We start from the raw sequence: 25,960 nt of genomic DNA on the forward strand, positions 1-25,960 counted from the left end.
CCCGTCCGCGACGGATTTCCGTCCACTAACCAGAGCGATAACATCCCCGCTGATGGCGCACCATCCTTCGTAGGAGAATTTGCTGCTGTCGTCAGAGACCAGTTCCGCGGTGGCGCCCCGCCGAGCCCGCACCACCGTCACGGGCGGGAAAGACGCGCCATCGACCGTCCCCACCGATCAATGTTCTCCAGTTCTTCCGCGATTTTCCGACCAGGGCGAAACCCCGGCCGGGGCACCGTTGTCGTGCTTCCCGCGCGCCGATGGGACTTCGAAGTCGGGACGGCGCGGGAAAGCGCGCGCGACCGTTCGGGCACTTCCCGCGTCGGCCGCGGTCGTGCCGGGATGCGCGTGGAGTCGTCGACCTGCCGCCGTTGTCGGCGCGAACGGCCGGACACGGCCGATCGGATCGGCGGAACACCGGCGGACAACGCGGATCGGGACGCGCTCAGGCCGAAGCTGGAGATGTCCATCCGCGTTCTCTCACAGGAACCGCGCGACCGTGCGCAGGCTTCCCCGGCCGGTCAATGCGGGCACCGCCGTTCGATATCCATCGCACCACCCCCCACGTCCCGGCCGGACCTCCCCACCGGCACACCGAGATGCCGCACCGATGCTAACCACATGTCGACGTGACGGCGCAAGGCACGCGTCGCCGTCACCCCCAGTCACGGGACATCCGCGCTGGTCGGGCCGCTCGGGCGGGCCGGGGCCGACGAGTGGGGAGCGGGATGCCGAACACAGTGCGGCCCAGTTGCGGTCCACCGGTTGCGAACGGTGTCGTCGTCGGGTTATTCCGGGTGGGGTGTGTCGCCCGCGGGCTCGCTCAGTTGCCCTGCGGGGCGTACTTCCCGCCTGCCGCGGCCTGGTCGACGATGCCGTAGGCCACCGCCTCCGGGGCGGACAGGCGGCGGTGGGCGCGGAGGTCTCCCGCGACGACGTCCGGGCTCCGCCGCGTCCGCTCGGACAGCAGCCGCACCATGTCGTGGACCCACTTCCGGTGCAGCGCCGCCGGCGCCGCCAGGTGCTCGCCGTCGAGCCCTTCGTCGAGGCCCGGTTCCCTCAGGACGACGGCGGAGCCCGGCAGCGCGTACCTCTTGCCGGGAGCCCCGGCGCACAGCACGAGGGTCGCCGCCGACTCGACCGTGCCGACCGCCCAGGTCGACACCTCCGGGGCGACCCAGTTGATCATGTCGCAGATCGCGAACGCGGACGACAGCGACCCGGCCGCGCTGTCGATGTAGAGCCTGATGTCCTCGTCGGGGTTCGTGGCGTTCAACAGCAGCAGCTGCGACACCACCGAGGTCGAGGCGCTCCGGCCGAGCTCGCCGCTGATGACGATCGTGCGGTCGTCGAGCATGTCGCTCATCAACTTGTTCAGCGCCCAGCCGTGCGCGGACATGCCGTGACCACTCCCTCCCGCCGCCCGCGCGCGGAGCGCGCGAACCGGCCCGGTGCCGGGGGGAAGGTCGGACCGGCGGGAAGCCCCACCGGGTCCGGCGCGTGCGACGGCTGCACGACGACCACGAGCGCTCAGCGCGAGGGGTTGATCGGGTCGCTCTCCGGGGCGCCGGCGGCGCGGCTGATCACGTGGTCGACGAGGCCGTAGTCGCGGGCCTCCGTGGCGCTGAACCAGCGGTCGCGCTCGGCGTCCTTCAGGACCTGCTCCTTCGTCTGGCCGCTGAAGCCGGAGATGAGCTCGGCCAACCGGCTCTTCAGCCGGCGCAGGCGGTCCGCCTGGATCGTGATGTCGGACTCGCTGCCGCCGACGCCGCCCAGCGGCTGGTGCATCAGGATCTCGGCGTTGGGCAGCGCGTAGCGCTTCCCGGGCGCACCGGCGGACAGCAGGAACTGGCCCATGGACGCGGCCATTCCCATCGCGTACGTGGCCACGTCGCACGGGATCAGGTTCATCGTGTCGAAGATGGCCATTCCCGCGGTGACCGAACCACCGGGCGAATTGATGTACATCGCGATGTCGGCGTCCGGGTCCTCGGCCGCCAGCAACAGCATCTGCGCGCAGAGCTTGTTGCCGATCTCGTCGTTCACTTCCTGGCCGAGCACGATGATCCGCTGGGCGAGGAGGCGGTCGTACAGCGAATCACCCCAGGAAAGACCACCCGGAGCCGCCGCGTTGACGGGCGCGGTGATGCCGGACCAGATCATGGGCGCGGCCGTGACCTGCTTGTGCTCGTTCATATTCACGTACTGCTCTCTTTCTCTCGCCGCGTCCTGGCATGCGCAGCCCACTCTAGTCGTGGTCTCCTCGGCGCGTGCTTCCGACACCGGGGGTTCGCCACAAGCGGACGTGCCCGCCACCGGCCCGTCGGGACCGCCGGCGCACGCGCTTTCCGAGCCGTCCGTTCGCCTTGTCGGCCCTGATCAACGGCCCCCTCGCGGCGAGCCGGCCGGACGGCGCCCGGCGCCCGGCGGCGCGGCGCTCCGGCGCCGCCCGTCACCTCGCGGCGGACGCGGTCCCGGTGCTCCGGCCGGAGTCCGTGATCTCGGCCGGTTCGCGGTCCCGACGACCGGTGATCACGGGCGTCTCGCGGGGAACGTCGACGAGCGCGTTCGCGCGGGGTCTCGTCATCGGCCCCGCGCACCCGCGGCTGACGCGGCGGGAGGTCCGGGACCGGAGAAGTGGATCGTGCGGGTGTGGTGTGGGCCGACCTCGACCGCGGATCGGCCACCACCGTCACAGTGCTTGCGTGCCCCCGGCAGGATTCGAACCTGCGACCTCGGGATTAGAAGTCCCTCGCTCTCTCCACTGAGCTACGGAGGCTGGAGGGGCTGTGACCACGCGCTGTAGCAGCGTAGCCGCCCCACCGGACACATCGTCCGGAACACCCGGCGCGTTTCTTCCTGGCGCCGGAACTGCGATTATGAGGCCTGAAAAGTGATGTGGATCACTTCGGTGGGGCCGTCGAGTCGCGGGAAACCAGCGAAACGGGCAGTCTTGTGGGCTCGCCTGGTCTACCGCCGTCGAGCAGCCGGAGCGCCAGTTCGCCCGCGTGGCGGCCCTTCTCGGCCAGGGGTTGACGCACCGTAGTCAACGGTGGGTCGGCGTGCTCGGCCGCCGGCACGTCGTCGAACCCGATCACCGAGACGTCGGCCGGCACCCGCAACCCGAGGTCGCGCACGGCCTGCAGCGCGCCGAACGCGAGCTCGTCCGACGCGCACAGCAGCGCGGTCGGCCGGGGCGTGGCGGAGAGCAGGGCGCGGGCGCCCGCCCGGCCGAGTTCGCGGCTGCTCCGGGCGCACTCCCACACCGGCGTCTCCGGCCCCGTCACGTCGAGGTAGCCGTGCAACCGGTCGCGGGTCACCCGGAAGGACGTGGACGCCAGCCGCTCGGGCGACACGGGCCCGTTGTGGCCGTCGGGGTGCAGCGCGAACGTCACCACGCCGAACCGCCGGTGCCCGGACGCCCACAGTGACGTCGCCGCCAACCGCGCCCCGCCGAGGTCGTCCACCTCGACGCGCGCCGTGTCGGGCAGCACGGGCTGGTCGACCACGACCACCGGCAGCCCGCGGGCGCGCGCGGCGGTCAGCGCGGGCGCGTCGTCGGGCAGCGAGTACGCCACCACGACGTCGGCCTGCGCCCGCGCCACGGTCTCCGGCCGCGGCCCGCCGCGATCCCGCCCGGGCATCAACACCAGGCAATGGTCGTGCCCGTCCACGGTCGACGCCAGTCCGTCCAGCACGATCGAGAGCGCCGCGTCGGCGAACGACGCCGACAGGCCCTGCCCGAGCATGAAGCCGACGGCGGCGCTGTGCCTGGTCGCCAGGCTGCGCGCGACGGGGTCGGGGCCCGCGTACCCGAGCGACGCGGCCGTCTCCAGGATTCGCTCGCGCAGCGCGGCGGACAGCTGGTCCGGCCGGTTGTAGGCGTTGGACACCGTGGCGCGCGACACGCCGACCGCGCCGGCCACCGTGTCGAGCGTCGGCTTGCGAGGGCGGTCCACGTGATGAGCGTAACCAGGTAATCGGTTGGACGTTCTGAAGCGCTTCAGCCACACTCGGGACATGCCCACGCCACGCCTCGCCGTGTTCACGGTGTTCCTGTTCAACGGGGCGCTCTTCCTCTCCTGGGCGGCGCGCATGCCCGCGGTCGCCACCCAGGTCGGCGCCACGGAGGCCACGCTCGGCCTGGCGTTGCTGGGAGCGAGCCTCGGCCTGGCGCTGACGGCGCCGTTCGCGGCCCGCATGTGCGCGCGGGTGGGCGCGCGGAAGCTCATCGTCGTCGGGTCGGCCGTCACGGTGGTGGGCGTGCCCGCCCTGGCGTTCGCGGGCTCGCCGCTGCACCTCGGGCTGAACCTGTTCGTGCTGGGCGCGTGCGGCGCGTCGCTGGACGTCGGCATGAACGTCGCCGCGGTGGCCGTCACCCGCGCTCTCGACCGGCCGCTGATGCCCCAGTTCCACGCGGGCTTCAGCGTCGGCGGCCTGGTCGGCTCGCTGGGCGCGGCGGCCGCGGCGAGCGTGGGCTGGGGCCTCACCCGCCACCTGGTGACCACCGCCGTGATCGGCGCGGTCGCGCTGGCGTGGGTGATCAGGGCCGTTCCGGGCGCGACCGGCGAGACGGCCGACGCGCCGAAGGACAACCGGCCGGTCCTCAAGCGCCCGTTCCTGTGGCTGCTCGCGGTCGTCACGTTGTTCTCCGCGATCGCGGAGGGCGCCACGGCCGACTGGTCGGCGCTGTTCTTCGTCAAGGAGCGCGGTCTGAGCGAGGCCGCCGCTGCCGCCGCCTACGCCGGGTTCTCCATCGCGATGGCCGCCGCGCGGCTGCTCGGCGAGCCCGCCCAACGCCGCCTCGGCCCGTACCGGCTGCTCGTGGGCGGTGCGCTGGTGGCGGCGGCGGGCCTGGCGCTGGCCGTGCTCGTCCCGGTGGCAGCCTCCGGGTACGTCGGCTTCGCGCTCGCGGGCCTCGGCCTCGCCTTCGCGTTCCCGGTGATCATGGACCTGGCCGGCGACGCGGGCAGGCGCGCGGACGGCACCGGCGGCGAGCGCGAGATCGGCCTGGTGACGACGGTCGCCTACACCGGTTTCCTGCTCGGCCCGCCGATGGTCGGCGGCATCGCGCACGCGAGCAACCTGTCGGTGTCGCTGGGCGTCGTCGCGGTGGTGATCGCGCTGATGGTGCCGGTGGTGCTGCTGGCGCGGCGGTCCCGCGCCCGTGAGCTCACGCCGCGGGAAGCCTGCTCAACGCCGCTTTGAGCAGCGGCTGCATGGCCGCCAGCATCTGGTCGGGCACGCCGGAGGGCTGTGCCATCGCGATCAGGACGCTCCGGTTGGCGTTGACGGCGAGGGTCGCCGTGCACGCCATCTCGCTGCCGGACAGGTCGCACAGCACCCACGTCGAGTGGCCGTCCACGACCACCTCGTGCCCCTTGGCCTGCCGCGACTGCACCTGCTCGTACTTCTGGTAGAGCGCGGCGACCACGGTCCGCCCGGCGGGCGAGCCGTCGTCCAGCACGTACTGGCACGACTCCTGGATCTGGTCGTCCGCGCGCCGGGGGTCCTTCTTGTACGGCCCGATGGCCTTCAGGTCGTCGGCGGTGAGCAGCTTGCACGGCTCCACGCCCACGACCGTGCGCGGCTTGGCGATCTTCGGCGCGCCCTTCGGCGAGGAGGTGCGCGTGGTCGTCGGAGCCTGCGTGGTGAACTCGGCCTGGGGCAGCGCGTCGCCGTTGACGGTGTAGCTGCACCCGGCCGCCAGCAGCAGGGCGAGGGCCATCGGGAGCAGCGCGCGGGAACCGGTCACGTCCGGCAACGGTAGTGGGTGTGATCTGCGCACGTCCGGCGGTTGGTCGCACCGCCGCCGCGCCGCCTACGCTCGTGGCGTGCCCACTGAAGCGCCCACCCGCACCCAGCGCACCGGTCTGATCCCCCTGCTGCTCGTCGGCACGACGACGGCCGCGCTGGTCGCCGCGGGCCTGCTCACCGCCACCGGCGCCGACCGCGCGGGGCTGATCGTCGTGCGCGTGCTGACCGAGTCGGCGGCCGTGCTGACCATCGGCTCGCTGCTGCTGGCGGCGTTCCTGGTGCCGCCGCAGGGCAACGGCACCCTGGCCGCCGACGGATACGCGGCCCTGCGCACGGCGGGCTGGGCGGCGCTCGTGTGGACGCTGGGCGCCGTGCTGTCGGTGCCGTTCACGGTGGCCGACGCGCTGGGCCAGCCGGTGGCGGTGATGCTGGACCCGGCGGTGTTGTTCCAGGTCGCGGGCCTGGTGGAGCAGGCCAAGGCGTGGATGATCACCGCGGTGGTGGTGGCGCTGCTCGCGTTGGGCTGCCGCCTCGTGCTGTCGTGGGGCTGGACCGCGACGCTGTTCTTCGTGGCCGTGTTCGCGCTGGTCCCGGTGGCGGTGACGGGTCACTCGTCGGGCGGCGGCTCGCACGACGTCGCCACGAACAGCCTGCTGTACCACCTGATCGCGGCGGCGTTGTGGGTCGGCGGACTGATCGCGCTGCTGGCGCACGGCCGGCGCGGCGGCGCTCACCTGGCGCTGGCGACGACCCGGTTCTCCAAGCTGGCGCTGGTCTGCTGGATCGTGATGGCCGCCTCCGGCGTGATCAACGCCTGGGTGCGGCTGCCGTTCGACCAGCTGTTCGCCAGCGACTACGGCCTGCTGGTGCTGGGCAAGACGCTCGCTCTGGTCGTCCTGGGCGTGGTCGGGTACTTCCAGCGCGAGAAGGGCGTGAAGCAGGTCGTCGCCACGGGCTCCGGGCACGCGCTGCTGAGGCTCGCGGGCGTCGAGGTCCTGCTGATGTTCGTCACGATCGGCCTGGCCGCCGCGCTGAGCCGCACGCCTCCGCCGGTCGAGGGCCGGGTGCTGCCGAGCACGGTGGAGTTGCGCATCGGCTACGACCTGTTCGGCGCGCCCACGTGGTCCCGCCTGCTGTTCGACTGGCGGTTCGACCTGATCTTCGGCGCGCTCTTCCTCGTCCTGGCCGCGGTGTACGTGCTGGGCGTGCGGCGGTTGCGCAAGCGCGGTGACGCGTGGCCGGTCGGCCGCACCGCGGCATGGGTCGCGGGCTGCCTGACCGTGGTGTTCGCCACGTCGTCGGGCCTCGGCCGGTACGCGCCCGCGATGTTCTCCATCCACATGGAAGCGCACATGCTGCTGTCCATGCTCGCGCCGATCCTGCTGGTGCTGGGCGGTCCGGTGACGTTGGCGCTGCGCGCGTTGCCGACCGCGGGCAAGGGCAACCCGCCCGGTCCGCGCGAGTGGCTGCTGGCGTTCGTGCACTCGCCCGTGGCCAGGCTGCTGACGAACCCGCTCGTGGCGCTGGCGCTGTTCGTCGGCTCGTTCTACGGCCTGTACTTCTCGGGGCTGTTCGACGCGGCGCTGGACTACCACTGGGCCCACCTGGCGATGAACGCGCACTTCATCCTGGTCGGCTACGCGTTCTACTGGCCGGTGATCGGCATCGACCCGGCGCCGAACCGGCTGCCCCCGCTCGGCCGGCTCGGCCTGCTGTTCGCCTCGATCCCGTTCCACGCGTTCTTCGGGATCGTGCTGATGAGTTCGCAGACCGTGATCGGCGACAACTTCTACCGCTCGCTCGGCCTGCCGTGGGTGACGTCGCAGCTGGAGGACCAGCGGTTGGGCGGCGGCATCGCGTGGGCGGCGGGGGAGGTGCCGCTGATCGTGGTGATGGTGGCGCTGCTGGTGCAGTGGGCCCGTTCGGACAGCCGCGACGCCCGCCGGGCGGACCGGCGGGCGGACGCGGACGGTGACGCGGACCTCGCCGCGTACAACGCGATGCTGCGGAAGATGTCCGGCAAGGACTAGCCCCGCTCACCGGGACGACTCGCTGCGGGACAGCTCAGTGCGGGACGGCTCACAGCGGACGGCGGTAGCCGCGCACGGCCGCCACCCAGCCCACCGCGGCGAGCGCGGCACTGGTGACCAGCGCGCCCACCACGCCCGTCACGGGGTGGTCGAGCGCCAGGGCGCGCGCCGCGTCCACCGCGAACGTCAACGGGTTGACGTTCGCGACCGCCTGCAGCCAGCCCGGCAGGCCGCTGATCGGCACGTACGCGCTGGACGCGAACATCAGCGGGAACATGGCCAGGAAGCCGACGGTCTGCATGAGCTCGGCGTTGCGCAGCCAGGCGGCGATGGCCAGGAAGATCCAGCCGATGCCCCAGCCGACGGCCAGCGCCAGCGCGAGCGCGGCCATGACGCCCACGAACCCGCCCGCGGGGGAGAAGCCGAAGACGACGACCGCGAACACCAGCATCAGCAACAGCTGCGACGCCGTGCGGACCAGGTCGGACAGGCTGCGCGCGACCAGCACCGAGCCCAGCCGGATCGGCAGCGAGCGGAACCGGGCCAGCACGCCGTTCTTCATGTCCGTGACCAGGCCGACGCCGGCCTGCAGCGCGGACTGCATGGCCGTGTTGACCAGGATCGCGGGCATCAGGAAGTCGATGTAGGCGACGCCCTGCGGGAAGCCGGGCGTCTGCGCGATGCCGGCGAAAATCTGGCTGAACAACGTCAGCATGATCAGCGGTTGCAGGACGCTGAACACGATCATGCGGGGGTCGCTGACGAGCGTGCGCAGCGATCGCTGGGTCAGCACGAGCACCTGCGTGCCGAAGTCCGTGCCGCGCCACCTGGTCTGCGGCGCGGAGGTGAGGGTGGCGGTCATCCGGGGCTCCTGTTCAGGCCGCGTGCTGCGCGAGGGTGAGGTAGACGTCGTCCAGCGTGGGCTCGCCGAGGGCGAGCTCGGTGGCCTCCAGCCCGACCTCGTCCAGCGCGCGGACCACCGTGGCGATCTCGCGCGACGACGTGACGGGCGCGGTGAGCGTGTTCTCCGCCGACACGGGCTGCAGACCGGCCCGTTCGAGGGCTTCGCCGGCCTTCGGGACGTCCGCCGCGTCCGCCAGCGTCACGGTGACCGTGCGCCGGCCGACCTGCGCCTTCAGCTCCGCGCTCGTGCCCGAGGCGACGACCCTGCCCTGGGCCAGCACGGTGATCGAGTCCGCGAGGCGGTCGGCCTCGTCGAGGTACTGCGTGGTGAGCAGGACCGTGGTGCCGTCCGTGACCAGGCCCTCCACGATCTCCCACAGGCCGAGCCTGCTGGCCGGGTCCAGGCCCGTCGTCGGCTCGTCCAGGAAGATCACCTCGGGGTGGCCGACCAGGCTCGCCGCCAGGTCGAGGCGTCGCCGCATGCCCCCGGAGTAGGTGCGGGACGGCCGCTTCGCCGCGTCCGCCAGCCCGAACAGGTCCAGCAGCTCCGTGCCCCTGGCCCTGGCCTCGCGCGGGCTCGCGCCCAGGAGCCGGGCGATCAGGACCAGGTTGTCCAGGCCGGACAGCTGCTCGTCCACGGCGGCGAACTGGCCGGTCAGGCCGATCCGGCTGCGCACCTGGTGCGCCTGCCCGACGACGTCGTACCCGGCGACCTTCGCGCTGCCCGAGTCCGGCGGCAGCATGGTCGTCAGCACGTTGACCAGCGTCGTCTTGCCCGCGCCGTTGTGGCCCAGTAGGCCGAGCACGGTGCCCTTCGGCACCGCGACGCTCACCCCGTCCAGCGCCTTCTGCGCGCCGAACGCCTTGCCGACGTCCGTCGCTTCGATCATCAGGTCGTTCACCGTTCCCCCTCGTCCACTGCGTTTCCCCTCAGCACGCCGTGCAGGAACAGCTCGACGAGCTGGTCGGTGTCGGCGGTGGAGTCGCCGAACCCCTTGCCCTGCATGCGGTTGGTGAAGACGAGCCCGAGCAGCAGGCGTGCGGCGAGGGACGGGTCGACGCGGAGGTCGTCGTCCGGGCCGAACAGCGACGCGACCTGCTCGGAGATGCGCTGCATCTCGGCCGGCGGCCCCTTGTGCTCGCGCTCGCCGTGCGGGTCGTAGCCCGAGTCGCGCAGGACGCTGACCAGCTGCCACATCCGGTCCAGGTAGCTCGACACGGCGCTGATCGCCCAGGAGAGGCGGTCGGGCAGCGTCTTCGCCCGCCTGGCCTGCTCGATGAGTTCCAGCTCGCTGTCGACCGCCAGGACGCTGCGCACGCAGGTGTGGATCAGCTCCTGCTTGTCCTTGAACGCCCGGAAGACCGTGCCCTCCGCGATGCCGGCCGCCTTGGCGATCTGGCTGGTCGTCACGTTGGCGCCGTGGGCGAAGAGCAGCGGGACGGTAGCCGCGACGATCGCCTCGCGGCGGTCCTCGGGGCTCATCGCGGGCGCGCGCCGACGGCGTTGGGTGGTGTCCTCGGGCATGGTGCCAGCTTATGAGTGAGTCCTCACTCATGTCAACGAGTGAGGACTCACTCACTTGGTGGTCCATGACATCCGCCAAGGCCCTGAAGTTGTCCACAGATCCGGAATCGGCCCTGTCCCCGACCCAATCCGCTCGGCAACCTTGGTCTAACAGCAATCCCGTCAGGAGGCGGTCATGGCGTACAACGAGACTCGCGTCACCCTCTGCGGCAACGTCGCGAGCAAGGTCACCCACACCAAGGTCGGCGCCGGGTTCAGCCGCGCGGGGTTCCGCCTGTTCACCACTGAGCGGGTGTGGGACAAGGAGCAGCGCACGTGGAGCGACGGCGCCAAGATGCTCCTGTCGGTCACCTGCTGGCGCATGCTCGCGGACAACGCGAATGCGTCGCTGAACAAGGGCGACCCGATAGTCGTCACCGGTCGCCTCCTGATCAAGGACGTCGAGTACGAGGGCTCCGTCCGCCAGGTGGTCGAGGTCGAGGCCACCGCGATCGGCCCGAACCTGGCCCTCTGCACAGCCACCCCGGTGCGCACCAGGCTCGTGCCGGACGCCGTAGAAGCCCGAGCCGCCCCCGACCAGGCCCCGCCCGAGCCCCCGGCCCCCGGCCCGACCGCCCCGGACTTCGTGGCGCCGGAAATCGTCGCCCCCCGCCGGGGCGACGACCCGCCGCCCACCGCGCCGACGGATCGGCCGTCACCCAAGGAGGCAACCGGAGTGCCGTTCTAACCCACCACGACTCCTGCCGCCCAGGGCCGCGTCGGCCTCGGCGGCAACGTGCCGACCGTGCCGGGGTGGTGGGCCACCACCCCGGCACCCTCACCCGGCACGGCCACCCGCCACCAGGACCGGCACCACTGCTGCCTCCCGTCACTGCCCTCGGCGGGTGGTCTTGGCAGCGATGGGCCGTTGCCGTCGGAGCGTTGATGGCTGGGCCTGGCGAGGTGCCGACGTGGGTACCGATCGGTGTCGACCGGGGTACTGGCCGGGTGCCGGTCGAGCACCACCTGTGGCGGGCAGCCGGGTGGCCGAAGGGCTCGTCCGAAGTGGTTCTGCGCCGATCGGGGTACAAGGGGTTCCGATCACGTCATCCGGACGGACAATGCGCGGGCAGTCGTCGCCGTTTGCGAGCGTGGAGGGGGGAGGTCGTCGGGCCGGCGCCAGGGGGCGGGTCCGGACGCAGGCACCGGGGTTGACAGCGCTACGAGTTCGCGCATCCGGTCGGAGTCGCTGGTCGCAGGGTTGCGCCAGGCGCTCGCTCAGGCCGTGTGACAGGTGTGGGTGACCCACGATCGCGTAAACTCTGCGTTGTCCTCACGTCCGTTGCCGGCGTCCGAGGTTCGGGCCCGATCGGCACCGCTCTACGATCGCGGGCATGGCCGAGTACGTCTACACCATGAAGAAGGTGCGCAAGGCGCACGGGGACAAAGTCATCCTGGATGACGTCACCATCATGTTCCTCCCCGGTGCGAAGATCGGCGTTGTCGGTCCGAACGGCGCCGGCAAGTCGAGCGTGCTGAAGATCATGGCCGGCCTGGACACACCGGGCAACGGCGAGGCCTTCCTCTCGCCCGGCTACACGGTCGGCATCCTCCAGCAGGAGCCGCCGCTCAACGAGGAGAAGACCGTCCTGGGCAACGTCCAGGAAGGCCTCGGCGAGATCAAGGTGAAGCTCGACCGCTTCAACGAGATCGCCGAGAAGATGGCCGTCGACTACTCCGACGAGCTGATGGAGGAGATGGGCCAGCTCCAGGAGGAGCTGGACCACGCGAACGCGTGGGACCTCGACTCCCAGCTGGAGCAGGCGATGGACGCCCTCCGCTGCCCGCCGCCGGACGCCGACGTCAAGACCCTCTCCGGTGGCGAGCGCCGCCGGGTCGCCCTCTGCAAGCTGCTGCTGAGCAAGCCGGACCTGCTGCTCCTCGACGAGCCCACCAACCACCTGGACGCGGAGAGCGTCCTGTGGCTGGAGCAGCACCTGGCGCAGTACGCGGGCGCGGTCCTGGCCGTCACGCACGACCGGTACTTCCTCGACAACCTCGCCGAGTGGATCCTGGAGCTGGACCGCGGCCGTGCCCACCCGTACGAGGGCAACTACTCCACCTACCTGGAGAAGAAGGCCGAGCGGCTCGCCGTCCAGGGCAAGAAGGACCAGAAGCTCCAGAAGCGCCTGAAGGACGAGCTGGACTGGGTCCGGTCGGGCGCCAAGGCCCGCCAGGCCAAGTCCAAGGCCCGCCTCGGCCGCTACGAGGAGATGGCCGCGGAGGCCGAGAAGACCCGCAAGCTCGACTTCGAGGAGATCCAGATCCCGCCGGGCCCGCGCCTGGGCAACGTCGTGGTCGAGGTCGACAACCTGAAGAAGGGCTTCGGCGACCGGGTGCTGATCGACGGCCTGTCGTTCAGCCTCCCGCGCAACGGCATCGTCGGCGTCATCGGTCCGAACGGCGTGGGCAAGACGACGCTGTTCAAGACCATCGTCGGTCTGGAGCAGCCCGACTCGGGCGTCGTCCGCATCGGCGAGACGGTCAAGCTGTCGTACGTCGACCAGAACCGCGCGGGCATCGACCCGAAGAAGAACGTGTGGGAGGTCGTCTCCGACGGCCTCGACTACATCCACGTCGGCAACGTCGAGATGCCGTCGCGGGCGTACGTCAGCGCGTTCGGCTTCAAGGGCCCGGACCAGCAGAAGCCGGCGGGCGTGCTCTCCGGTGGCGAGCGCAACCGGCTGAACCTGGCGCTGACGCTCAAGCAGGGTGGCAACCTGATCCTGCTGGACGAGCCGACGAACGACCTGGACGTCGAGACCCTGGGCTCGCTGGAGAACGCGCTGGAGCAGTTCCCCGGCTGCGCCGTGGTCATCTCGCACGACCGGTGGTTCCTCGACCGCGTCGCCACGCACATCCTGGCGTGGGAGGGCACGGACGAGAACCCGTCGCAGTGGTACTGGTTCGAGGGCAACTTCGAGGGCTACGAGAAGAACAAGGTCGAGCGCCTCGGCGCGGAGGCGGCGAGGCCGCACCGCGTGACCTACCGCAAGCTCACACGGGACTGAGAGCCGGGTACCTACATCGTGGCGGCGAGGGGCGAGGCGCAGGCGGACGTCGAGGTGAGCACGCTGGTCGTGCCCGCCTGGCGGCTGCGTTGGCGGGCACCGGAGCTTGCTCTGGTGCTGGGCGAGCGTGCGGTCGCGCTCGCCTCCGCCCGCCGTGACGAGGCCGACCGGTTGCGCGCGGAGGCCCTGGTGGTCTTCGCGAGCAACCGCATGGGTCGGGGTGTCCGGACCGCGGACCGGGCGCTGGACGCCCTGAAAGCGGCCGAGGCCGCGACCGAGCGGGAAACGGCCTGGCGGCTGCGGGTCGAGCTGGCCGACAGCGCCAGGTCGGTCGGCGCGCCCCTGACGGGCTTCGCCGCCGTCCGCCCCGTCCTGGAGGCGGAGGACGTCCCACCGGGTCTCCGGGCGGCGGCGCTCGTCCAAGCCGCCGAGTGCCTGGTCTCGGTGGGCCGCGGCGCGGCCCTGGCCGGGGCGTTGGACGAGGCGGACGGCCTCTTCCAAGCCGACCCGCTGCTCGACCACGACACGACGCTCCTGCACCGCGGCCTGCTCCGCGCGGCCGCCGCGGGCCAGCACCGCCGCTGGGGCGACCTGCCCGCGGCGATCGCGTCGTGCCGTGACGGCCTGGCCCTGCTGGACCGGCTCAAGGAGCCGGAGTCGGACAACGGGCAGGTCCGGGGCAGGCTCACGGTGGAGCTGGTCTGCGCCCTGCTCGACTCGAACAAGCCGGGCGAGGCGTCCGAGGCGGGCACCCCGCTCCTCGAACGCCCGGTGCGCGCGCCGTCCGCGGCGACCACCGGGTGGCTGCGCCTGGCCCTGGCGACCCGCGTGCACCTGCCGTCCGGCCGCGTCGACCAGGCCCGCGACCTGCTCCGCGACGCCGCCGACAGCGCCGAGCGGCACCAGTTGGACATCCTGCTGGCGGAGAGCCTGCTGGCGCTCGCGCACGTCCACGAGGTCGCGGGCAACCTCGCGGAGGCCCTCGCCGACCTGCGCTCCGCCCACGCGGCCGAGCGCAGGCGTGCCAGAGCCGTCTACGCCGTCCGCGCCAGACTCGCCGCCGAGTTCTCCGGCGTGCACCGCCGCCCGGCCGGCGGCCTGCACGACGAACTGGCGGCCCTGCTCCGCAACGGCACCCCGACCACCCCCCACACCACGCCGGCCTCCCAGCCGATGCCCGCCACGCCCGAGGTCGACGTGGCGCCGGAGGCGAAGCAGCAACTGCGCCAGTGGCGCCCGGCCCAACTGCACCGCAACGAGGGCGTCCGGGTGAAGCGCTCCCGCCGTGCGGCGGAGGACATGACCGTGGACGGCGTCTCGGCCGCCAGGGCCCACGCCGCCGACCGCTGGCGCCTGGTGCAGCCGTTCGGTGACGCGGAAGGCGAGGCGAAGGCCGCGCCGGGAGGTCGCCGCCGAGCGCCGGAACCGGGAACGACGACCCCGCCGTCCACCGCGCAGGGACGCCCGGAACACGCGCGAAGCGTCGAAGCCAAGCCCGCAGCCGCGCAGCCCGGCCTGAGCGCGCCCACCACCCCCAGCACGCCCGCCACCCCGCCCGCATCGACCGCGCCCGCCGCCTCGATCGCGCCGACTCCCACCACGCACACCGCCTCGACCGCGCACGCTGCTTTGACGGCGTCTACCGCCGCGACCGCGCCGACCCCCACCGCGCCTACCGCCTCGACCGCGCCTACCGCCGCGACCACGCCGACTTCGACCGCGCCCACCGCGCCTACCGGGTCGCCCTCGACCGAAGCCGTCGGCACTCCGCGGTTCCCGGACAGCACTCCGGGCATCCCCAACCTGGCCGCCGCTGCCGCCGCACCCATCCCGCCGGCCCCGGATGCCTTCAGCTCCATCCAGACCGGTGGCAGTGCGCTGAGCAACATCGACCAGATCCGCCCCACGCCCGCTGCGAGCCCTTCGGCCGGTGCGGCTTTCCCCGGTCCCAGTAGCCAAACCGCCCAGCCGACCGGTGCCGAAGCCCTTGGCGGCCACGCGGCCGGCCCGGCCCACGGCGACGGCGAGCCCCAGCGGCCCGAGCCCCAGCGGCCCCGCCTCGCGGCGACCGCCGGCCGGCCCGCCGATGCCGGCTCCGTCAGCGCGGCTCAGCAGGCGTCGACAGGACTGGGTGGCTCCGACGTCGGGACGACTCGGCACGCGTCGACCGATCCGGGCGGCCCGGCCGCCGGCATCGTTGCCCAGCAGGCATCGGCGCTGTCGTCCGGAAGCCACGTCAACAGCGCGGATGCCGGCAGCCCCGCTGGCGGTGACACTGCCGGCGGCAGCGCTGCCGGGCAGGCAGCCGGCGACGGCGGCGTGAGTGGTGGCTGGCCCAGTGCCGAGTCGGACGCGGACAGCGGTCCTGCGGGCGAGCGGAGTGTTCCGGCGGCGGGGTTGATCGCGGCTGCCGGTGCGGTGCGCAGTGGGCGTCGGCGGGCCCGGGAGGACTCCGAGGACGACGGCGAGCGGCCCTCCGGCGAGCAGGCTTCCGATCCCAACGTGCTGGACGTCTTGAAGGCCGCCGGCCTCCTCGGTTCGCAGCGTGTCGGTGGTCGGCGGCGTGCTCGCGACGACGACGAGCAGACCACGGCAGCCGAAGTCCCGGTCGAGAGCCCCGAGGTCGTCGGCGAGGCTGGTGGCGAGGCTCCGGCCGAGATCGAGGCTGCGGCCGAGACCGGGGCTGACGAGACCGCGGCTGACGACGTGCGCGGTCCGGAGGGTGAGCCGGAACCCGAAACGGTGAAGTGGCGCGTGGAAGCCCCGCCGCACCTGAAGGTCGAGCAGCCGTCCGTGGACATGTTCGACTCGCCGACGATGGTCCAGCCCGCGATCCGTGACGACGAGCCGCCGGTCGGACTCGGCGCCGCCTTCGTCAAGGGGCCCGTGATCCCCACCGCCCGCGTCCCCGATCCGCCCGACTACCCGAAGCCGCCCGTTCCCGACTTCGCGACGTCCTTCGCCGACTTCCCGATGTTGGTGCCCTCGCCCGCGCCCGAACCGGTGTCGGAAGCCCTGCCGGAACCGCAGCCGGAACCGGAACCGGTGCCCGAAGCGGTGGAGGAGGCCGAGTCGGAGACCCGGCCCGACGCCGTGGCGGAGCCGGTTGCCGAGGTGCGGCCGGTGCGCGAGCCGGAACCGGTCGTCGAGGTGGCGGCCGCGGAGCGGCCGGAGGTTCCCGCCGAGACGGTGCCCGGGTCGACGTCGCCGGAGCGTGAGCCTGCGCCGACGCCCGCCCCGACGCCCGCCCCGACGCCTGTCCCGACGCCACAGCCCGAGCCGGAGCAGGTGCCGCCGGTCACCGAACCCGACCAGGTCCCGACCGTGCCGATCCCCGACCCGGTCCCGGCGAACCCGTCGTCCCTCGACGCGGTGCCCCCGCCTCCGCCGGCGCGGTTCGCGCCGAGCGGGTTCCTCAGCGCGGCGGACGTCGAGCACGACGACGTGCCGGACAGCGCCCCTCGACGCCCTGCCGAGCGAACCGGGGCCGAGGAACCGAAGGCCGAGGAGCCCCAGGTCGAGGGACCGAAGGTCACGGCGGCAGAGGAAGGCGCCAAGGGCGTCGCCGTCGCGGACGGCCCCGGCCCCGTGGACGAGACCAAGGAGCCGTTCGTCACGGCGGTCGTGGTGGGCGGCAAGACGATCGACCTCCCGGCCATCGTCGAACCGACGCCCCCGCCGACGTCCGAGTCGCCCAGCGCCACGCGCGCCTCGCGCCGGCACAAGAGCGACCTGAGCCTGGCCGAACTCCTCGCCGAAGCCCTCGTCGCCTACGAGGACGCCCGGCGCGAGGACGAGGCCGCCGGCCGGTTCGACGAGGACACCGTGCCGATCACGCCCGTCGAGCCGCAGGCCCAGGCCTACACCCAGACCCAGGCGCCGACGCCGACGCAGACGCAGACCCAGGCGCACCGGGCCGCCCCGGAGTCGGACACCGAGACGACCGCGCCGATCCAGCGCGTCGACCCGAGGCCCCGGTTCGACACGTGGACACTTCCCGAATGAAATGATTTGAGGTTCTAATAAGGTTTCCCGCGGGTAACAAAGCGGGAAATACCTTCTGTCACAGCGTTTTCCCACTTTCCCTGCAAGTGGCTCGATTCAGTGAGAGGGTTGTGGCGAACCGGTTCCTGGCGTCTGGTTAAGTGGTGCGCGGACCCGGTACACAGAGGTACCGGATAGCGTGGAGTCGCCTGAACATGACCTCGACTGGAGTCCCGTCCCGACCCGAGCAAGCCGCCCGGCACACCGCCGGCGCGGCCAGCACGGCCAGTCCCGAACAAGCCCGTGACGAATTGATCGAACGGGCCGCCGCCAACGCCCCCGAGCTCGCCGACCTGATCCGCCTGTACTACCGCCACGTCCCCGCCGAGGAAGTCAACGACGACGACCCGGTGGACCTGGTGGGCGCGGTGCGCTCGAACTACCAGCTCGCCGAGACCCGGGTGCCTGGTCGTCCGGTGGTGCGCATCCTCAACCCGACTCGCGGGGACGACGGCTGGACGTGCCCGGCCACGGTGGTGCAGGTCGTCACGGACGACATGCCGTACCTGGTCGACTCGGTGGCGTCCGAGCTGACGCGCGGCGGCGTGCAGGTGCAGCGGGTGGTGCACCCGATCGTGGTGGTGCGCCGGGACCTGGTGACGGGGGCGCTCCTGGAGGTCCTGCCGACCGCCGACCCGGCCGACCCGCCGGGCGACGCGCTGGCCGAGTCGTGGATGTACATCGAGGTGGACCTGCTGACCGACCCCGGTCGGGCGCGGGAGCTGGAAACCAAGCTGCACACCGTCCTGAACGACGTCCGCGAGGTCGTCGAGGACACCGACAAGATGACCGGCACGGCCCTCCACCTGGCCGAGGAGCTGGAGAAGAGCCCGCCGCCGCTGCCCGAGCACGAGGTGCTGGACGGCGCGAAGCTGCTGCGCTGGCTCGCCGACGACCACTTCACGTTCCTCGGCTACCGCCAGTACGAGCTGGTCCGCGACGACCCGTCGACCGGCGGCGAACCGGCGCTGCGCGCGGTCCTCGCGAGTGGTCTGGGCGTGCTCAGACAGGACAGCCTCGCGGCGCGCAGCCTCACCGCCGGCCCGGACGCGGGCGCCCAGGCGCTGTCACCCGAACTGCTGGTGCTGACCCAGGCCAGTGCCCAGTCGAGCGTCCACCGGTCGGTCTATCCGTACTACGTCGGGGTGAAGACGTTCGACGCGGACGGCAACGTCACCGGCGAGCACCGGTTCCTCGGCGTCTTCTCGACCACCGCCCTGCACGAGGATGTGCTGGACATCCCGGCCATCGAGCGCCGGGTCCGCGACGTCATCCACCGCGCCGGCTTCCCGCTGCACTCGTACTCGGGCCAGCGGATGCTGGAGGTGATCCAGAACTACCCGCGCACCGAGCTGTTCTCGGTCGACACGGACACGCTCTACCAGACCGTCACGGGCGTGATCGCCCTCGCCGAGCGCCGCCGGCTGCGGCTGTTCCTGCGCCGCGACCCGTACGGCCGGTTCTACTCGTGCCTGGTCTACCTGCCGCGCGACCGCTACACGACGACGTCGTGCCTGGCCATGCAGGAAGTGCTGATCGACCAGCTCGGCGGCCTGAACCTGGAGTACAGCGCCCGCGTCGGCGAGTCCGCGCTGGCCCGCGTGCACTTCATGGTGCACACCGACCCGTCCCGCCAGGTCGAGCCCGACACCGGCCACATCCAGCAGCTGCTGGCCGACGCGATCCGGTCGTGGGACGACCGCATGGTGGAGGCGGTGCTGGACGACCACGGCACCCGGCTGGGCGCGGAGTCGTCGTCCGAGCAGGGCCAGCGGTTCGCCGCCGCGTTCCCGGAGGCCTACAAGGAGGACTTCACCGCGGCCGAGGGCCTGGCGGACTTCCGCCGCATCGCGGCCCTCGGCCCGGGCGAGCTGGACCTGGCCTTCTACGTGCCGCGCGACGCCGAGCCGGGTGAGCGGCGGTTCAAGCTGTTCCTCGTCGGAGCCCGGCTGACGCTGTCCGACGTGCTGCCGATGTTGCAGCGCATGGGCGTGGTCGTGGTGGACGAGCGCCCGTACGAGCTGACCCGCGACGACGGCGTGGAGTGCTGGATCTACGACTTCGGCCTGCGCATCGACCAGGTCACGCTCGACAAGCTGTCCGGCGAGGACCTGGAGTCGGTGCGCACCCGGTTCCAGGACGCGTTCGCCGCCGCGTGGCGCGGCGAGGCGGAGGTCGACGGCTTCAACACGCTCGTGCTCAAGGCGGGCATCACGTGGCAGCAGGCCGCGATGCTGCGCGCCTACGCCAAGTACCTGCGGCAGGCCGGCGCCACGTACAGCCAGGACTACATCGAGGACGCCGTCCTCGCGCACACCGAGGTCGCCACGGCCCTGGTGCGGCTGTTCGAGGCGCGGTTCGACCCGGCGCTGAGCGACGACCAGCGCGTGGGCCGCACCGAGCACCTGGTCGACGAGATCACCGCGCTGATCGACGCCGTGACCAGCCTGGACGAGGACCGCATCCTGCGCAGCTTCCTCACGTTGGTGCAGGCCACGCTGCGCACGAACTACTTCGTCCGCGACGCCGACGGCAACCCGCGCCCGTACCTGGCCGTGAAGCTGAACCCGCAGGCGATCCCGGACCTGCCGCAGCCGCGGCCCCGGTTCGAGATCTTCGTGTACTCGCCGCGGCTCGAAGGCGTGCACCTGCGGTTCGGCCCGGTGGCGCGCGGCGGTCTGCGCTGGTCCGACCGTCGTGAGGACTTCCGCACCGAGGTGCTGGGCCTGGTGAAGGCGCAGGCGGTGAAGAACGCGGTCATCGTGCCGGTCGGCGCGAAGGGCGGGTTCGTGGTGAAGAAGCCGCCGGCCCCGACGGGCGACCCGGGGATGGACCGCGAGGCGTTCACGGCCGAGGGCGTCGCGTGCTACCGGCAGTTCATCTCCGGCCTGCTGGACCTGACCGACAACCTGAGCGCCGGCGCGGTCGTGCCCGCGCCGCAGGTCGTCCGGCACGACGGCGACGACGCGTACCTGGTGGTGGCGGCGGACAAGGGCACGGCGTCGTTCTCCGACATCGCCAACGAGGTCGCGAAGTCCTACGGCTTCTGGCTCGGCGACGCGTTCGCGTCCGGCGGCTCGGTCGGCTACGACCACAAGGCCATGGGCATCACGGCCAAGGGCGCGTGGGAGAGCGTGAAGCGGCACTTCCGCGAGCTGGGCGTCGACACCCAGTCGCAGGAGTTCACCGTCGTCGGCGTCGGCGACATGTCCGGCGACGTGTTCGGCAACGGCATGCTGCTGTCCGAGCACATCCGGCTCGTGGCCGCGTTCGACCACCGGCACGTCTTCATCGACCCGAACCCGGTCGCGGCCCCGTCGTACGCCGAGCGCAAGCGCCTGTTCGAGCTGCCCCGCTCGTCGTGGGACGACTACGACCGCTCGCTGATCAGCGAGGGCGGCGGCGTGTGGTCGCGGTCGGCGAAGTCGATCCCGGTCAGCGACCAGGTCCGCGAGGCCCTGGGGCTGCCCGAGGGCGTGGTGAAGCTGTCGCCGCCGGAGTTGATGAAGGCGATCCTGCAGGCGCCGGTCGACCTGCTGTGGAACGGCGGCATCGGCACGTACGTCAAGGCGGGCGCCGAGTCGCACGCCGAGGTCGGCGACAAGGCCAACGACGCGATCCGCGTCAACGGCGCCGACCTGCGCGTGAAGGTCGTCGGCGAGGGCGGCAACCTGGGGCTGACCCAGCGCGGCCGGATCGAGTTCGCCCGCGCCGGCGGACCCGACGGGCACGGCGGCAAGGTCAACACCGACGCGCTGGACAACTCCGCCGGCGTCGACTGCTCCGACCACGAGGTCAACATCAAGATCCTGCTGGACGAGCTGGTCCGCGAGGGCAGGCTCGACCAGGACGGGCGCAACGAGCTGCTCGGCCAGATGACCGACGAGGTCGGCCGGCTCGTGCTGGCCGACAACTACTCGCAGAACGCCGTGCTCGGCGTGTCCCGCGCGCACGCCGCGCCGATGCTGTCGGTGCACGCGCGGCTCGTCGCCGACCTCGAACAGCGCGGCGCGCTCGACCGCACCCTCGAAGGCCTGCCCAGCGTCGCGGAGTTCAAGGCGCTGGAGAAGGCGGGCGACGGCCTCACGTCGCCGGAGCTGGCCACGCTGCTCGCGCACGTCAAGCTGGCGTTGAAGGAGGAGGTGCTGGCGAGCGACCTGCCGACGATCGACGTGCTCGCGCGACGGCTGCCCGACTACTTCCCAAGCGAGCTGCGCGAGCGGTTCGCCGACGCCATCGGCAACCACCCGCTGTCCCGCGAGATCATCACGACGGTGCTGGTCAACGAGGTCGTGGACGGCGGCGGCGTGTCGTACGCGTTCCGGTTGGCCGAGGAGATCAGCGCGTCGGCGACGGACGCCGTGCGCGCCTACACCGTCGTGACCGCGATCTACGACCTGCCGTCGCTGTGGCGGGAGATCCGGGCGCTGGACAACGTCGTGGCGACCGACGTGCAGGACGACATGGTGCTGGAAACCCGTCGCCTGCTGGACCGCGCGTCGCGCTGGCTGCTCACCAACCGCCCCCAGCCGCTGGCGGTCGGGTCGACGATCAGCCGGTTCGCCCCGGTCGTCCAAGCCCTCGTGCCGCGCACGATCGACATGCTCCAGGGGCACGAGAAGGAGTCCGTGTTCGAGCACGTCGAGCGGCTCGTGTCGCGGGGCGTGCCGGAGGAGTTGGCGCGGCGGATCGCCGGGCTGCTGTTCACCTACGGGCTGCTGGACGTGACGGAGGTGGCGGAGCTCGCCGAGCGCGAGGAAGGCCAGGCCGTCGGGCAGGAGCGGACGCACGAGGAGACGGCGGAGCTGTACTTCGCGCTGTCGGAGCACCTCGACGTGGACCGGATGCTCAGCTCGGTGTCGAGCCTCGAACGCCTGAACCGCTGGCACTCGCTGGCGCGGCTGGCGTTGCGGGACGACTTCTACTCGTCGCTGCGCTCGATCACGGTCGACGTGCTGCGGTCGGGCGACCCGGGCGACACCCCGGCGGAGAAGATCGTGAAGTGGGAGCAGGCCAACGCGTCCCGCCTCAGCCGCGCCCGTGCGGCGCTGGCGGAGATCAACCGCGTGACCAAGCTGGACCTGGCGACGCTGTCGGTGGCCGCCCGCCAGGTCCGCAGCCTGATCCGTTAGCGGCGGGGTGGGTGCGGGACCACGCAGGTTCCGCACCCACCGCCGGTCCGCCCCGGCTGCCGCCGGCTGTCCGCCTTGCCGACCTGCGGCCGGCCTGCCGGACCGCCGGCCGACCTGCGGCGAGGGAACCGTGCCGGCCCCTCGCCGAACAATCGGAACAGCCGCGTCCCGACCGGGCCTAGTTGCGCCAGGTGTCCGACAGCGTCACGGGTGACGTGGCGGAGCGGTTGGTGCCGCTCTCCCACGTCACCGCGCCACCGGAGTCCTTCCGGATGTACTTGTAGTGGAACGTCGTCCCGGCCGGCAGCGACACCGACCCCCGCCACGTCGGGTAGGTCGCGGACGACAGGGGCACCGCGGCGGCCGGGTTCCAGGAACCCAGCGACGGGTGGTCGCCGACCACGTGGATCGTCTGCCCGAACGTCGTCGTCGCGTTCACCGCGAACGTCGCCGACGCCGCCGGCGGCGGGTTGCCGCCGGCCGGCGCGCCGACGTGCAGCGCCACCGCCTCACCGGCTCCCAACGTCGCCGTGAACTGGCCGTTCGACCCCACGGTGACCGCCACGCACCCGTCGCGCTGCACGTTGCAGTACGAGCCGGCCGGCAGGGACGTCTGGAACGTCCGCGTCAACGACGTCGCCTCGCGGTTGATCGCCACGAACCCCTTGTTCCCCCGGCCGAACGCGATCGCGTCGCCGCCGTTGTCCCACCAGTTGACGACGGACGTGCCGGCCACGGCGTTGCGGAACTGGACCATCGACGCGATCTGCGTCCACCGGTGCTGGCACTTCCACCCCGAGGTGTAGCACTCGGACCCGGACGGCGGCCCGGCGTCGTGGTTCGTGAACTCGTACCCCGAGTACACGTTCGGCGCGCCGTAGGGCCACGCCAGCATGAACACGTTCGCCAACGTGTAGGTGGACCCGTCCTTGTACGTCAGGGTGGACCCGTTGCGCTCGGTGTCCCAGTTGTCCACGAACGACCGCGCCTGCCCGCTCGGCAGGTAGCCCCACGACTGGCCGAACGTGCTCAGGTACGCCAGGTTCTCGTTCTGGAAGATCCGCTTGATGTCGTACGCGTACCGGAACTCGTCGACGTCGCCCGACCCGGTGTACTCACCCGGCTGCACGGCCTCGCCGGCGCCGTAGATCACCTCGTGCACCCAGAACACGTTCGGGTTGCTGAGCCGCGACTTGATCGCCGACAGGTCGGTCGCCGCCATGTGCTTGGCCGCGTCGATCCGGAACCCGTCCACGCCGAGCGAGATCAGGTGGTTGAGGTACGACGCGATCCGGCCGCGCACGTAGTCGCTGCCGGTGTTGAGGTCCGACAGCCCGACGAGTTCGCAGTTCTGCACGTTGTCGCGGTTGCGGTAGTCGCTGATGTGCGACCGGCACGAGTGGAAGTCCGGGTCGCTGTAGATGCCGGGGTAGTTGTACTTGGTGTAGGACGAGCCGCCGGTGCCCGTGCCGGACCCGGCGCTCATGTGGTTGATCACCGCGTCCGCGATGACCTTCACGCCCGCCGCGTGGCAGGTGTTGACCATGTTCCGGAACGCGGCCTCGTCGCCGAGGCGCCCGGCGATGCGGTAGCTGACGGGCTGGTACGAGGTCCACCACTGGGACCCCTGGATGTGCTCGGTGGCCGGTGACACCTCGACGAACCCGTAGCCGCGGGGCCCGAGGACGTTCGTGCACTCCGAAGCCACTCGCGCGAACGGCCACTGGAACAGGGTCGCGGTCACGTCCTTCGCGGACGGTGGCGTTGCAAAACTTTGCGGAACCGCCAAAAGGCTGAACAGCAGGAGGGCTATCGCGCCCAAAGCGCGTCGACTAGCGGAAACCACGGTGTCTCCTAGGTGGCAGGGATGTGTCCTAGGTCATACCAGGTGGCAGACTTGCTGAAAACACTTGCAAAGTATTTCATTGCCCTCCGGCGGAACCGATCCGGAAGGACACCCCCATGACGCAGGACTGGTGGCGCGATGCCGTCATCTACCAGGTCTACGTGCGCAGCTTCGCCGACTCCAACGGCGACGGCGTCGGTGACCTGCCCGGCATCCGCTCCCGGTTGCCCTACCTCGCCGACCTCGGCGTGGACGCGGTGTGGATCACGCCGTTCTACCGCTCCCCGATGGCCGACGGCGGCTACGACGTGGCCGACTACCGGACCGTCGACCCGCTGTTCGGCACCAACGACGACGCCAAGGCGCTGGTCGACGACGCGCACGCCCTCGGCATCAAGGTGATCGTCGACCTCGTCCCGAACCACACGAGCGACCAGCACGAGTGGTTCCGGCAGGCCCTCGCCGCCGCCCCCGGCTCGCCGGAGCGCGCCCGCTACCACTTCCGCGACGGCCGCGGCGACCAGCCGCCGAACGACTGGGAGTCCGTCTTCGGCGGCCCCGCGTGGACGCGGGTCCCCGACGGCCAGTGGTACCTGCACCTGTTCGCGCCCGAGCAGCCGGACCTGAACTGGGACCAGCCCGAGGTCCGCGACGAGTTCCTGGACGTGCTCCGCTTCTGGCTCGACCTCGGCGTGGACGGCTTCCGCATCGACGTCGCGCACGGCATGGTCAAGGCCGACGGCCTGCCGGACGTGGGCACGCCCGGCCACCTGAAGCTCCTGGGCACGGAGGCGCTGCCGTTCTTCGACCAGGACGGCGTGCACGAGATCTACCGCGACTGGCGCAAGGTGCTCGACTCGTACCCCGGCAGCCGGATCGGCGTGGCCGAGGCGTGGACGCCGAGCCCCGAGCGCACCGCCCGCTACCTGCGCGCCGACGAGCTGCACCAGGCGTTCAACTTCCACTACCTGACCGCCGAGTGGAACGCCGCCGACCTGAGGCAGGTCATCGACGACTCGCTGGCCGCGATGAGGCCGGTGTCCGCGCCGACCACGTGGGTGCTGTCCAACCACGACGTGCAGCGGCACGTGACGCGGTACGGCAGCGTGGCGCGGGCGCGGGCCGCCGCGCTGCTGATGCTGGCGCTGCCCGGCAGCGCGTACGTCTACCAGGGCGAGGAGCTGGGCCTGCCCGAGGTGCTGGACCTGCCGGAGGACGTGCTCCAGGACCCGGTGTGGGAGCGCTCGGGCCGCACCGACCGGGGCCGTGACGGCTGCCGCGTGCCGATCCCGTGGACGGCGGACGGCCCGTCGTTCGGCTTCGGCGACGGCGGCTCGTGGCTGCCGCAGCCCGCGGACTGGGCCGGGCTGAGCGTCGAGGAGCAGCGGGGCGACCCGAACTCGGTGCTGGAGCTGTACCGCGGCGCGCTGCGCGTGCGGCGGGAGCAGCCGGACCTGGGCGCGGGCTCCGAGGTCGAGTGGCTGGACGCGCCGGAGGGCGTGCTGTCGTTCCGCCGCGGCGGGTTCACGTGCGTGGTGAACTTCGGCCCGGACGTGGCACGGGTGGCCGTGGACGGGCAGGTGGTGCTCGCCTCGGGTGGTTGTGCGACCGAGGACGGGGACGTCCTCGTGCCGGCGGACACGACCGTGTGGATCGCGCGCCCGTAGAGTCAC

15 protein-coding genes and 1 tRNA gene are annotated in these 25,960 nt (G+C 72.0%); 7 read left to right on the forward strand and 9 right to left on the reverse strand.

Going from position 1 to position 25,960, the window contains the following annotated elements:
* Positions 1–823 precede the first annotated feature (823 nt).
* The 4 genes from ACRAKH_RS06320 to ACRAKH_RS06335 form a co-directional block, all read right to left on the reverse strand.
* A complete protein-coding gene (locus ACRAKH_RS06320; protein ID WP_380725068.1) occupies positions 824–1,399 on the reverse strand; it encodes an ATP-dependent Clp protease proteolytic subunit in 576 nt (191 codons plus the stop codon).
* Between the two features lie 131 nt (positions 1,400–1,530).
* On the reverse strand, positions 1,531–2,163 hold the full coding sequence (locus ACRAKH_RS06325) for an ATP-dependent Clp protease proteolytic subunit (protein WP_380725070.1): 633 nt from the start codon (positions 2,161–2,163) through the stop codon (positions 1,531–1,533).
* 543 nt (positions 2,164–2,706) lie between these two features.
* Positions 2,707–2,779, reverse strand: a tRNA-Arg gene (locus ACRAKH_RS06330).
* A gap of 124 nt (positions 2,780–2,903) precedes the next feature.
* Positions 2,904–3,959, reverse strand: coding sequence for a LacI family DNA-binding transcriptional regulator (locus tag ACRAKH_RS06335; protein WP_447009682.1), 1,056 nt, complete (start codon positions 3,957–3,959; stop codon positions 2,904–2,906).
* Between the two features lie 61 nt (positions 3,960–4,020).
* Here ACRAKH_RS06335 and ACRAKH_RS06340 point away from each other — a divergent pair, with 61 nt between their 5' ends.
* A complete protein-coding gene (locus tag ACRAKH_RS06340) occupies positions 4,021–5,208 on the forward strand; it encodes an MFS transporter (RefSeq protein WP_380718673.1) in 1,188 nt (395 codons plus the stop codon).
* On the opposite strand, the gene ACRAKH_RS06345 is transcribed toward ACRAKH_RS06340, so the two are convergent.
* Positions 5,174–5,755, reverse strand: a complete 582-nt coding sequence (locus tag ACRAKH_RS06345) for a DUF3558 family protein (RefSeq protein ID WP_380718675.1) — start codon at positions 5,753–5,755, stop codon at positions 5,174–5,176. The genes ACRAKH_RS06340 and ACRAKH_RS06345 overlap by 35 nt on opposite strands.
* A 79-nt stretch (positions 5,756–5,834) precedes the next feature.
* On the opposite strand from ACRAKH_RS06345, the gene ACRAKH_RS06350 reads away from it, so the two are divergent.
* Positions 5,835–7,787, forward strand: a complete 1,953-nt coding sequence (locus tag ACRAKH_RS06350; RefSeq protein WP_380718677.1) for a cytochrome c oxidase assembly protein — start codon at positions 5,835–5,837, stop codon at positions 7,785–7,787.
* Between the two features lie 49 nt (positions 7,788–7,836).
* On the opposite strand, the gene ACRAKH_RS06355 is transcribed toward ACRAKH_RS06350, so the two are convergent.
* From ACRAKH_RS06355 to ACRAKH_RS06365, 3 genes are read right to left on the reverse strand one after another with little or no spacing between them, the layout of a single operon-like run.
* Positions 7,837–8,649 carry an ABC transporter permease gene (locus ACRAKH_RS06355; protein ID WP_380718679.1) on the reverse strand — a complete coding sequence of 271 codons (813 nt, stop codon included), beginning with the start codon at positions 8,647–8,649 and terminating at the stop codon, positions 7,837–7,839.
* A gap of 13 nt (positions 8,650–8,662) precedes the next feature.
* On the reverse strand, positions 8,663–9,580 hold the full coding sequence (locus tag ACRAKH_RS06360; RefSeq protein ID WP_380718681.1) for an ATP-binding cassette domain-containing protein: 918 nt from the start codon (positions 9,578–9,580) through the stop codon (positions 8,663–8,665).
* An 8-nt stretch (positions 9,581–9,588) separates the two neighbouring features.
* Positions 9,589–10,215, reverse strand: coding sequence for a TetR/AcrR family transcriptional regulator (locus ACRAKH_RS06365; RefSeq protein ID WP_380718683.1), 627 nt, complete (start codon positions 10,213–10,215; stop codon positions 9,589–9,591).
* A gap of 175 nt (positions 10,216–10,390) precedes the next feature.
* On the opposite strand from ACRAKH_RS06365, the gene ACRAKH_RS06370 reads away from it, so the two are divergent.
* The 4 genes from ACRAKH_RS06370 to ACRAKH_RS06385 all read left to right on the forward strand — a co-directional run bounded on the left by ACRAKH_RS06370 (position 10,391) and on the right by ACRAKH_RS06385 (position 22,441).
* The gene (locus ACRAKH_RS06370; RefSeq protein WP_380718685.1) at positions 10,391–10,942 is read left to right on the forward strand and encodes a single-stranded DNA-binding protein; all 552 of its coding nucleotides are present in this window, start codon (positions 10,391–10,393) and stop codon (positions 10,940–10,942) included.
* Between the two features lie 646 nt (positions 10,943–11,588).
* Positions 11,589–13,265: an energy-dependent translational throttle protein EttA gene (gene ettA, locus ACRAKH_RS06375; protein ID WP_380718687.1), complete on the forward strand. Its 1,677-nt coding sequence runs from the start codon at positions 11,589–11,591 to the stop codon at positions 13,263–13,265.
* A gap of 18 nt (positions 13,266–13,283) precedes the next feature.
* A complete protein-coding gene (locus ACRAKH_RS06380) occupies positions 13,284–17,270 on the forward strand; it encodes a hypothetical protein (RefSeq protein ID WP_380718690.1) in 3,987 nt (1,328 codons plus the stop codon).
* Between the two features lie 194 nt (positions 17,271–17,464).
* A complete protein-coding gene (locus ACRAKH_RS06385; RefSeq protein WP_380718692.1) occupies positions 17,465–22,441 on the forward strand; it encodes an NAD-glutamate dehydrogenase in 4,977 nt (1,658 codons plus the stop codon).
* A 178-nt stretch (positions 22,442–22,619) separates the two neighbouring features.
* Here the strand turns inward: ACRAKH_RS06385 and ACRAKH_RS06390 are convergent, their stop codons facing one another.
* On the reverse strand, positions 22,620–24,185 hold the full coding sequence (locus ACRAKH_RS06390; protein WP_380718694.1) for a carbohydrate-binding module family 20 domain-containing protein: 1,566 nt from the start codon (positions 24,183–24,185) through the stop codon (positions 22,620–22,622).
* A 218-nt stretch (positions 24,186–24,403) separates the two neighbouring features.
* Here ACRAKH_RS06390 and ACRAKH_RS06395 point away from each other — a divergent pair, with 218 nt between their 5' ends.
* Positions 24,404–25,954, forward strand: a complete 1,551-nt coding sequence (locus tag ACRAKH_RS06395; RefSeq protein WP_380718696.1) for a glycoside hydrolase family 13 protein — start codon at positions 24,404–24,406, stop codon at positions 25,952–25,954.
* The last annotated feature ends 6 nt before the right edge of the window (positions 25,955–25,960 follow it).

It is taken from the genome of Saccharothrix hoggarensis (assembly GCF_052936025.1).